The organism is Thermobaculum sp. T2p (assembly GCF_059335935.1).
This window is the reverse complement of record NZ_JANZYQ010000011.1, coordinates 57,643-66,611: the sequence shown is the minus strand read 5'-3', so window position 1 is coordinate 66,611 and position 8,969 is coordinate 57,643. Positions and strand designations below refer to the sequence as shown.

The following is an 8,969-nucleotide window of genomic DNA, read 5'->3' as shown; positions in this document are numbered from 1 at the left end:
CTTCCACTCTACCTCGTAACGGTTGTCTAACACCCTATACATAGCTGCTTTTTCCGGCTATCCAGGCCAGGCTGCTAGGAGACAAAATCACACTTGAGGTCGTATGATGTGATATATTTCTCAGCATGAGTGAGAAAAATAAGGCTATCCAGGAACCCCTAATAGGCGCACATGTTGGTATAGGGGGCGGTCTAAGTAAGGCCGTGCCCAGAGCACTCGAAATCGGTGCCAACTGCATACAAATATTCGTGAGTGCTCCCCAGCAATGGAGAGAACCCACACATTCCGATGAAGAGGTGCGGTTATTCATTGATGCATACAATCAAAGCAATTTTCGCGCCATCTTCCTACACGCAATATATCTCTTAAATCCTGCTGGCCCAAATATCGAACTAAGAGAGAAGAGCATTAGTTCCATAATCTCATACTTGCGTTGGGGCAAGAGGTTAGGAGCACAAGGCGTAGTTATACACTTGGGTTCATCATCAGGTACTACAAGAGAAGAGGCGGAAAAAAACCTTGTGAATAGCGTTAAAACTGCGCTTGATAATACAGATGACGTCCCTATTCTTCTGGAGACCAGTGCTGGGACCAAGAACAGCTTGGGATCAAACTTCGATGACTTAGCACGGATACTCTATAAAATAGGTGATACAAAGAGAGTTGCTATATGCCTGGATACTGCCCATATATGGGCTGCCGGATACGATCTATCCTCCGAGGATGCTGTCAACCAAACTCTGGAGGAATTTGATCAAAAAATAGGATTCGATAAGTTAAAATTAATACACGCTAACGACACTAATGTGCGTATTGGGGGCGGAAGAGATAGGCATGAGAACATAGGTGAGGGAATAATTGGTGAGAGAGGATGGAAAGCTTTACTCACCAATGCCGGCATTCGATTCAAACCCTGGATACTTGAAACGCCCCAGATAGCAGATAAGAATTCAGGTGCAGAGCAGATAAAAAAACTTAGGCAGTGGTGGGAAGGCAAAGATGATATCGGCACTTAGGGTATTCTTCAGATCTATAGGAGACACCTGGTTCAATCTAGTCGGATACAGTGTCTGTAACGTGGTAGTGGCTGTAGGAGCTATTCTGTTGCCTTTCTTGATAGGTCTGGGGATGGATGCTATTGGTATACATCCATTGGCTACTATCGTAGTAGGTATACTGCTATTCGTGATCGTAGGTGCTCCACTGTTGATTGGTCTGTTACATGTTACGGCTGAATCATTAGTATACAACGAAAGACCAGAAGTTACTCTGATGTTGAGGCATGCTAGAAGCGATGCGAGCAGAGCCTGGATGCTCCTGGGGTTGGAAGTTATTGGGATAGCCATCGTTTTGACTGTAGTAGGCTTTTATCTCTCAGTAAACGCTACATGGGCTGTACCTCTATCAATGGTTAGCATTGTCATAGGATGGATTTGGTTTGGCACCATATTCCTCGCTGGACCTATGATGGTTAGGTCTGAGAAAGGTGCTCTTACAGCGCTTAGGAATGGATTTGTGGCATTCTCGAGATATCCTTTCTTTACCACGACCTTGCTGATAATGGCGCTGTTAGTTGGTCTAATGAGCATATTGATATCCCCATTGATCGTACTTATAACGTTATCTTTCCTGTCGGTATTGCTCAATCGCGCCACCGTATGGATACTGCAGAAAGAAGGATTGATTCCTAAGCCTGAATATCCAGAAGACGAGTCACCTGAACTATAATGATTTGTATTATATAGCTATTTGGAGGGAAGATAGGTGGGTAAACTCTTTAGGTTCATCCTGGGGGCAGGAGTTGGGCTAGCGGTTGGAGCTGCGATAGCTATAGTTGCTGCACCTCAATCTGGCGAAGAATTGAGAAGAAAGCTTGACGCTCGACGGCGAGAAGCTGTCGAGGCCGCAAAGAGCGCAATGTCTGCTAGGGAGCGAGAGCTCAGGGCTGAATGGGAATCTAAGGTAGACGCGCTAGCTATCAAGAGAAGGGCTATGTCTCAGTAGCTAGCTCACGGTTATTAGCTGAGGCGTCCTCACTAGTACCAGCTCTGGTCTCAGCTATAATCCACATTGCATATGATGGATCAACATAGGTTGGAGAAAGTGTCAATATACAAGGCAACTCGTAAGAGTGTAGCTCCTGTATTCTCCTGCAAGCCTCGGCCATCTTTTCGTGCGTCGTCTTGACTATCATGCTTACTTCACTATCATTTACTAGCTCATTCTTCCACATGTACATGCTGTGAATAGGCCAGTAATTAGTACAGGCAGCAAGCGATTCGTGGATTAACACCTGGCTTATTTTCTCGGCCTCCTCAACTGATCCACAAACAGTATAAATCAGTACTATTTCGTTCGTCATGATATTTGCCCCTAGATGCTAATCAAGAGTTTATGTAGAATATAATAGTTGTTCATATATTGAATTCAGGCAGTGCGTGATGAGTAAGTTACAAGCCTTAGAACGACCGCAAGATATATGCACCGAAGAGCATAGCTCTTCGTCTACCTATAAACATACTTTACCACTCAGTGATGATCTAGCACTGGATCTAGCTGAGGTATTCGGGGTATTGGCCGATTCGACACGCCTAAAAATAATAACTCTTTTGATTGGTGGCGAATCGTGCGTGTGTGAAATAGCGGACAAACTCGGACTCAAGCAGAGTACAGTTTCACATCAACTAAGGTTGCTGAGAGCTATGCGGCTTGTCAAGTATCGCAAGACAGGTCGCACAGTTTACTACCAGTTGTGTGATGATCACGTGGTCAACCTCATTCAACAAACTCTAAATCACTTGCTTGAAAGTGAAGCAGATGATGGGGAAGAGCATGAATCAAGCAGAGAAGATAGTTATCAAAGTTGAGGGAATGGATTGCGCCAGTTGTGCAAGGGTTGTAGAGAGCGCAGTTCGCTCTGTTGAAGGGGTTAGGGACTGCGACGTAAACTTCAGCACGTCAAGCGTACAGGTTACTCTACAAGACGAATCCCATAAAGATGATACAGCTAGCAAGTTAGTTAAGGCTATTAGATCAGCAGGTTACGGTGCTGAGCCTGTAGATCAAAACAATATTGGGACCGAATCGACTTCAGTAAGAAATAAGGGTTGGATTTCGCAAGTGCTGCACATACAGCAGCTAAGAGCAGCTATCATTGCAGGATTCTTCTACCTACTAGGTGTTATCTTTGGCTTTCTCAATAGTAAAGGGATAATCCCCCAATTCCCGGAGATACCGTCAATACTAGCTGCATTTGGGCTTAGCCTAGAAAAAGTAAACCTGATCCAGCTGATATTTTACGGACTGGCCATAATTTTTGGAGGGTACAATATCGCTCGCTCCGGCGTGGTGACACTCCTAAGGGCTAAGACCGCCAGTATAGATCTTCTGATGACGGTGGCCGTACTAGGAGCTGTAATAATCAATCAGTGGGCTGAAGCTGCTACCGTGGTGATGCTATTCTCCCTTGGCGAGGGGATGGAATCGCTAACTATTAATCGAGCTCGTAATGCGATACAGGAACTCCTCCAGATAGCCCCACAGGTAGCAAGAATCAGAAGAGGTGGTGAAACTATACAGCTGCCTGTAGAGGAGGTGGAGCTGCAGGATGTGATGCTTGTACGTCCTGGTGAGAGGATAGCCATGGACGGACGCGTAATCTCTGGCTACTCCACCGTCAATCAAGCCCCTATAACTGGAGAGAGTCTACCTGTCGAGAAGTCACCGGGAGACGATGTCTACGCTGGTACTCTGAACCAGAGGGGATACCTAGAGGTAGAGGTAACAAAGTTAGCTGGAGATAGCACTATCGCTAGGATCACCAGGCTGATAGAAACAGCTGGGGCCAATCGCGCCAAAACTGAGCGTTTTATGGAGCGCTTCGCTAAGTACTACACCCCAGCTGTAATCGCGTTAGCCATACTAGTGGCATCGATACCACCATTAATGGGAGAACCTTTTATACCCTGGTTCTATAGGGCGCTAACATTGCTAGTTATAAGCTGTCCATGTGCTCTGGTAATATCCACTCCAGTAGCTATAGTTGCCGCGCTAGCTAATGCATCTCGGCATGGCATGCTGATAAAGGGTGGTGGCTATATAGAGCTAGCTGGCCAAATTGGTGCTATAGCTTTTGACAAAACTGGCACCTTGACCCACGGAAGACCGGAGGTAGTAGAGGTATATACTGCCAATGGCTATGAACCTGAAGAGGTTATATCCCTTGCAGCTACTATTGAAGAGAGATCCGAGCATCCCTTAGCTGCCGCCATATTGAGGAGGCGAGAGCTGGAAGTGGCTAGCAGCATCCAGCATGAGCATGGCAATGAACATCAACATCTTTACCCGCATGATAAGAGTGAATCTGAGCTTGTAGCAAAGGAAATATCTGACTTTGAAGCTATCACAGGGCGTGGAGCAAGGGCTACCATCGATGGCACCACTTATTACATAGGAACACCTAGATTGTTTGAAGAACTAGGAGTAGATATGGGTAGACTTTCACATGTGATAAAGAGGTGGCAGGAAGATGGCAGAACAGTATTGGTAGTAGGCTCTGATAGAGAAGTTTTTGGATCTATAGCGGTTGAAGATGAACCTAGACCTGAGTCACGAGAAGTAATACAGAAATTGAAGGAAAACGGAATACAACACATAGTCATGCTCACCGGTGATAACTCTACTACAGCCCGATCACTCGCTCAACGACTGGGTATAGATGAATACCGAGCGGAGCTTTTACCTGAGGACAAAGTTCAAGCCATACTGGAGCTCAAAGACAAATATGGGAAGGTTGCAATGGTAGGAGACGGTATAAACGATGCTCCGGCAATGGCTGCGGCAGATCTGGGTATCGCGATGGGAGCAGCCGGTAGCGACACAGCTATCGAGACATCTGATATAGCTTTGATGTCGAGCGATCTGACTAAGCTACCTTTCGCAATTAAGCTGTCTAGAAGCACCTTGGCCACTATCAAATTGAACATAGCTTTTTCCTTGTTCATCAAGGCAACGATAATATTGCTGTCGGCTATAGGTATAACGAGTCTGTGGCTTGCGATACTGGCGGATACAGGAGCATCGATCCTTGTTACGGCGAATGCTATGAGAATGCTAAGACATAAACCCGCTGAATAGATTTCTAAATACAGGTTCTAGATTTCTAATTGCCATAACTAGTAATGGTGAAACAACCAGAGCAGGTAAGAAATTAGCCACTGGTATACGCTTTACGTCCAGTAACCTGATACCTATACCTATGATCAGTATTCCACCAGCCGCGGTGAGTTCGCTGATTATTTGTGTGTCGTTTAGTATTCCCGAGAAGAGACCTGCTCCGAGGGATAATCCTCCCTGAAAAACCAGAATCGTAAGTACCGAGAGAAATACTCCCCATCCCAAGGATGCGGCGAAGGCGAAAGAGCTAAATAGGTCTAGGAAAGACTTCAATGCAAGTAACCTATAATCACCTGTTAGCCCGTTCTGCAGACTACCCGTGATGGTCATTGGCCCCACGCAGAATACAAGGCTTGAAGCCACGAAAGCCTCGCTAAAACGACCATCGTTACCCCTAGCGAGTTTGAGCTGAGCCCAATTGCCAAATCTGTCGAGGTTGCTCTCTATCTTCAGCAACTCACCTATTATTCCCCCGATCAATATAGCCCCGAGCAGAAACAAAACATTCTTTGTCTCCAAGCCCATCTGGACACCAACAAGGAGGGTGAGCAATCCTAGCCCATCAAAAATAATCTTGTGGATTCTATCCGGCATCTTCTGGCCAACTATTAGCCCCAGAGTAGAGCCCACGGAGACCGTTAATACGTTAAGTAAAGTACCTGACAGCATTTGGAAGGCGTTTATATTTACACCTCCAACATGTAGCGATTGCCTAGATCGTCAATAAATACAAAACCAATACTATTGTATACCTATCCTGTTGTAGAAAGTTTTAAGCGCCTTTTCCAGCCTTTGTTGTCTGAGAGCGATAGTAAGATCACCCCTGGTTCTTTCCAATATACCTCTAACGTTATCGGTAGTGCGGCGCAGTCCACCAGTCAGGGCATCTGGGTAGTCTACGGTTACTAGCAGGTTATAGATCTCGTCCATAATCTCCAGAAAGCGCTCGGCCTGTTCAACATCCTGATGCCGAATGATATCTAATACCTTTCTACGGAGTTCACCTACTGCCTCTCCAAGAGCATTGAGATAGGGCGACACATCCACCCCTATCTCATCCATATGCGGCACGGCATTGTGGCGTATTAGCGACAGGGTGATTCTAGCTTCCGCATATTCCTTCAAAGCATCTTGTACATAACCGGCCCAATATATATCTGGATGATCATGCAATTGCTGTTTGAGATCAGCTATCTGCTCTGCGACAGCATCAAGATCCTTTTGAGCCTCATCAAATTCATCTCTGTGGGTAGCACGAATGGCATTTGCAGAGGCCCTAATTATAGCTCTGGATACAGTTAATGCTATCTCACGCACGTTGTGCTTAGCTTCAAGCTTGGAAAGCGCATCAGAACCTATCTTATCTAGACCTATCTCAGTTGCTATCGACATTCATCCTCCTTACCGGACTGCCTTTTACTTCTCAAGTCTAAAGGTTATCAACTCCCCTACCACATCCATAAGTCCTCTCTTATTTATATCCTCAGCAGGATACTGCAAGATGAATACCCCCTTAACCTGCATGTATGATTGCCCGCAATCTGTACAGACCACATGGCCATCAGCCATTTCAAGACGTCCTCGACAGCGCGGACAGCAGATCATATTGGGAAGCTCTGCATCGGATCCTTGATCATCCACTGAATGCAACGATCGTCTATCGCCTTATACAACGGATTTTTGACGGATTATAACATTACTAGAAGATAAAAGTGCTCCTCTGCGACTCGACAGAGGAGCACAAGTAATTAGTCGAGGTATATTTCTAAATCATCTCCACTTACGCGTATTTGATAGACAGGAACCGGTCTCACTGCCGGTAAACTTCTTGGACGTCCTGTCCTTATGTCAAACTGAGAGCCGTGGAGTGGACACTCAACTAGATATTCATCTGGATAAAATTCACCTTCAGATAGACGAGCGTACTCGTGAGAACATACGTCGGAGATGGCATAATATTCGCCATCTACCTCATATATGCCTATCTCCTTTCCTTGTAGCTCTACATGCTTGACCTCGCCCGGCCTTATATCCTTAGCCTTAGCAACGACATACCACTGCCCCATACAGGATAACTCCCCATAGGTCATAAAATCATAAAAAGAGCAATGACTAGAGGTCCTCGTCAGTGTGAGGAATACCGTAGACCGCACCTTTGAGTACTTTCAAACTAAGGAGAGCGCATTTGACTCTAACAGGACTCAGCTGTATCCCCAACACATCAAGTAGATCCTCTTTAGATATCTGTTTGACTTCCTCCAGAGGTTTACCTTCTACCATCTCGGTTAGCATCGAAGCTGAGGCCTGAGATATCGCACATCCCCTGCCTGAGAACTTAATCTCCTCAACCACATCATCTCTGATACGAAGATCTATCCTGATCTCATCTCCGCAAAGAGGGTTCGAGTCTTCGTATGATAGATCAGGATTATCTATTGTCCCTTTATTACGCGGATTCCTGTAATGATCCAGTATGTACTCTCTGTAGAAATCTTCCATACCAAACCTTGTTCAGATTAAATCTAACCACTAATTCTACTATAGTTTGAACACATCTCGGGCCTTCCAAAGGCCTTTGACCAAGGCATCGACATCCTCTTTGGTGTTGTAGATATAGAAGCTAGCTCTAGTGGTAGCTGCACAACCCAATCTCTCCATGAGAGGTTGAGCGCAGTGGTGGCCAGCTCTGACAGCTATGTTTTCTTGGTCTAGAATATGCGCAAGATCGTGTGGATGTATATCTCCAAGATTGAAGCTAACGGCACTTCCATGGTCTTTAGCTGGGGGACCATACAGCACTAGATCTGGCACTTGTGACAGCTGCTCTAGTGCATATTCAACTAATTCCCGCTCATGCTCTCGGACGTTCTCCATACCTATAGCCGAGAGATAATCTACGGCCACACCCAACCCAATTACTCCAGCTATATGAGGAGTTCCAGCCTCGAACTTCCAAGGTAGATCGTTGTAGCGTGTCCACTCTAGATGGACCTCCCTTATCATGTCACCCCCACCAAAGAATGGGGGCATCGACTCAAGCAGTTCTCTCTTACCATAAAGAACTCCTATGCCAGTTGGACCCAACATCTTGTGTCCGGTGAATGCTACGAAGTCTGCATCCCATTTCTGAACATCGACTGGCATGTGAGGTGCTGCTTGCGCCGCGTCGACCAACACTAGAGCGCCTACGGAGTGCGCGGCTTTCACTATCTCCTCAATGGGATTTATGGTACCTAGCACATTGGAAGCCGCAGTTACGGCCAGAATCTTGGGCCGTAACTGCAACACCCTATCTATATCCTCCTGTCTAAGATAACCATCATCCGTGATATGAATGAATTCTAGTCTAGCGCCGGTCATCTGAGAAAGAATCTGCCAGGGAACTATATTGGAGTGGTGCTCCATCTCGGTAAAAACTATGATATCTCCCTGATGAACATTAGCTCTTCCCCAGCTATAAGCCACAAGATTTATGGATCCAGTGGCATTGGATGTAAAGATTATCTCTTTAGGGCTGCGAGCGTTGATAAACTTCTGAATCTTGACCCTAGCTTCTTCGTAGCGAGCAGTAGCCTCTTCACTTAGTTTATACACACCACGGTGAACATTAGCGTTATATTGGCTGTAGTACTCATTGAGCGCATCTATGACGACCCTAGGTTTCTGGCTTGTAGCACCGCTATCCAAGTAGACAAGCCTTTTACCATCGTAGGATTGCTGCAGCACTGGGAAATCATTACGTATCGAATCCCAATCAACAGTTTGCGCTCTAGTAGTAGTTGAAACAGCCATAG

The 8,969-nt window shown here is 45.9% G+C and carries 12 protein-coding genes; 5 read left to right on the top strand and 7 right to left on the bottom strand.

Annotated features, from left to right (window positions below; genetic code table 11):
- Window positions 1-125: 125 nt before the first annotated feature.
- The 3 genes from N2245_RS06560 to N2245_RS06550 are packed head-to-tail and all read left to right on the top strand — an operon-like array spanning window position 126 to window position 2,004.
- On the top strand, window positions 126-1,016 hold the full coding sequence (locus N2245_RS06560) for a deoxyribonuclease IV (protein WP_494535930.1): 891 nt from the start codon (window positions 126-128) through the stop codon (window positions 1,014-1,016).
- Entirely contained in the window at window positions 1,000-1,728 is a 729-nt protein-coding gene (locus N2245_RS06555; RefSeq protein ID WP_494535929.1) for a hypothetical protein, read from the top strand. The genes N2245_RS06560 and N2245_RS06555 overlap by 17 nt, the downstream gene beginning before the upstream one ends.
- Before the next feature lie 36 nt (window positions 1,729-1,764).
- On the top strand, window positions 1,765-2,004 hold the full coding sequence (locus tag N2245_RS06550; RefSeq protein WP_494535928.1) for a YtxH domain-containing protein: 240 nt from the start codon (window positions 1,765-1,767) through the stop codon (window positions 2,002-2,004).
- Here N2245_RS06550 and cutA read toward each other — a convergent pair.
- A complete protein-coding gene (gene cutA, locus N2245_RS06545; RefSeq protein WP_494535927.1) occupies window positions 1,991-2,362 on the bottom strand; it encodes a divalent-cation tolerance protein CutA in 372 nt (123 codons plus the stop codon). The two genes, N2245_RS06550 and cutA, sit on opposite strands and share 14 nt — an antisense overlap.
- A 79-nt stretch (window positions 2,363-2,441) precedes the next feature.
- On the opposite strand from cutA, the gene N2245_RS06540 reads away from it, so the two are divergent.
- Both N2245_RS06540 and N2245_RS06535 read left to right on the top strand, forming a co-directional pair.
- Window positions 2,442-2,867 carry an ArsR/SmtB family transcription factor gene (locus N2245_RS06540; protein ID WP_494535926.1) on the top strand — a complete coding sequence of 142 codons (426 nt, stop codon included), beginning with the start codon at window positions 2,442-2,444 and terminating at the stop codon, window positions 2,865-2,867.
- Window positions 2,833-5,136 (top strand): heavy metal translocating P-type ATPase, encoded by a 2,304-nt coding sequence (locus tag N2245_RS06535; RefSeq protein WP_494535925.1) that lies wholly within the window; start codon window positions 2,833-2,835, stop codon window positions 5,134-5,136. The genes N2245_RS06540 and N2245_RS06535 overlap by 35 nt, the downstream gene beginning before the upstream one ends.
- On the opposite strand, the gene N2245_RS06530 is transcribed toward N2245_RS06535, so the two are convergent.
- From N2245_RS06530 to N2245_RS06505, 6 genes are all read right to left on the bottom strand, one after another.
- Window positions 5,113-5,844 carry a DUF554 domain-containing protein gene (locus tag N2245_RS06530; protein ID WP_494535924.1) on the bottom strand — a complete coding sequence of 244 codons (732 nt, stop codon included), beginning with the start codon at window positions 5,842-5,844 and terminating at the stop codon, window positions 5,113-5,115. The two genes, N2245_RS06535 and N2245_RS06530, sit on opposite strands and share 24 nt — an antisense overlap.
- Window positions 5,845-5,916: 72 nt before the next feature.
- Entirely contained in the window at window positions 5,917-6,567 is a 651-nt protein-coding gene (locus N2245_RS06525) for a haloacid dehalogenase (RefSeq protein ID WP_494535923.1), read from the bottom strand.
- A gap of 24 nt (window positions 6,568-6,591) precedes the next feature.
- Window positions 6,592-6,780 carry a Trm112 family protein gene (locus N2245_RS06520; RefSeq protein WP_494535931.1) on the bottom strand — a complete coding sequence of 63 codons (189 nt, stop codon included), beginning with the start codon at window positions 6,778-6,780 and terminating at the stop codon, window positions 6,592-6,594.
- 143 nt (window positions 6,781-6,923) lie between these two features.
- On the bottom strand, window positions 6,924-7,241 hold the full coding sequence (locus N2245_RS06515; protein ID WP_494535922.1) for a non-heme iron oxygenase ferredoxin subunit: 318 nt from the start codon (window positions 7,239-7,241) through the stop codon (window positions 6,924-6,926).
- Between the two features lie 46 nt (window positions 7,242-7,287).
- The gene (sufU, locus tag N2245_RS06510; RefSeq protein ID WP_494535921.1) at window positions 7,288-7,674 is read right to left on the bottom strand and encodes a Fe-S cluster assembly sulfur transfer protein SufU; all 387 of its coding nucleotides are present in this window, start codon (window positions 7,672-7,674) and stop codon (window positions 7,288-7,290) included.
- A gap of 39 nt (window positions 7,675-7,713) precedes the next feature.
- Window positions 7,714-8,967, bottom strand: a complete 1,254-nt coding sequence (locus N2245_RS06505) for a cysteine desulfurase (protein WP_494535920.1) — start codon at window positions 8,965-8,967, stop codon at window positions 7,714-7,716.
- Window positions 8,968-8,969: the final 2 nt, after the last annotated feature.

Excerpts from the sequence above, each read along its gene's own strand:
- N2245_RS06560 (WP_494535930.1), top strand. The coding sequence starts at position 126 with ATGAGTGAGAAAAATAAGGCTATCCAGGAACCCCTAATAGGCGCACAT.
- N2245_RS06555 (WP_494535929.1), top strand. The coding sequence starts at position 1,000 with ATGATATCGGCACTTAGGGTATTCTTCAGATCTATAGGAGACACCTGG.
- cutA (WP_494535927.1), bottom strand. The coding sequence starts at position 2,362 with ATGACGAACGAAATAGTACTGATTTATACTGTTTGTGGATCAGTTGAG.
- N2245_RS06540 (WP_494535926.1), top strand. The coding sequence starts at position 2,442 with ATGAGTAAGTTACAAGCCTTAGAACGACCGCAAGATATATGCACCGAA.
- N2245_RS06535 (WP_494535925.1), top strand. The coding sequence starts at position 2,833 with ATGAATCAAGCAGAGAAGATAGTTATCAAAGTTGAGGGAATGGATTGC.
- N2245_RS06530 (WP_494535924.1), bottom strand. The coding sequence starts at position 5,844 with ATGCTGTCAGGTACTTTACTTAACGTATTAACGGTCTCCGTGGGCTCT.
- N2245_RS06525 (WP_494535923.1), bottom strand. The coding sequence starts at position 6,567 with ATGTCGATAGCAACTGAGATAGGTCTAGATAAGATAGGTTCTGATGCG.
- N2245_RS06520 (WP_494535931.1), bottom strand. The coding sequence starts at position 6,780 with ATGATCTGCTGTCCGCGCTGTCGAGGACGTCTTGAAATGGCTGATGGC.
- N2245_RS06515 (WP_494535922.1), bottom strand. The coding sequence starts at position 7,241 with ATGGGGCAGTGGTATGTCGTTGCTAAGGCTAAGGATATAAGGCCGGGC.
- sufU (WP_494535921.1), bottom strand. The coding sequence starts at position 7,674 with ATGGAAGATTTCTACAGAGAGTACATACTGGATCATTACAGGAATCCG.
- N2245_RS06505 (WP_494535920.1), bottom strand. The coding sequence starts at position 8,967 with ATGGCTGTTTCAACTACTACTAGAGCGCAAACTGTTGATTGGGATTCG.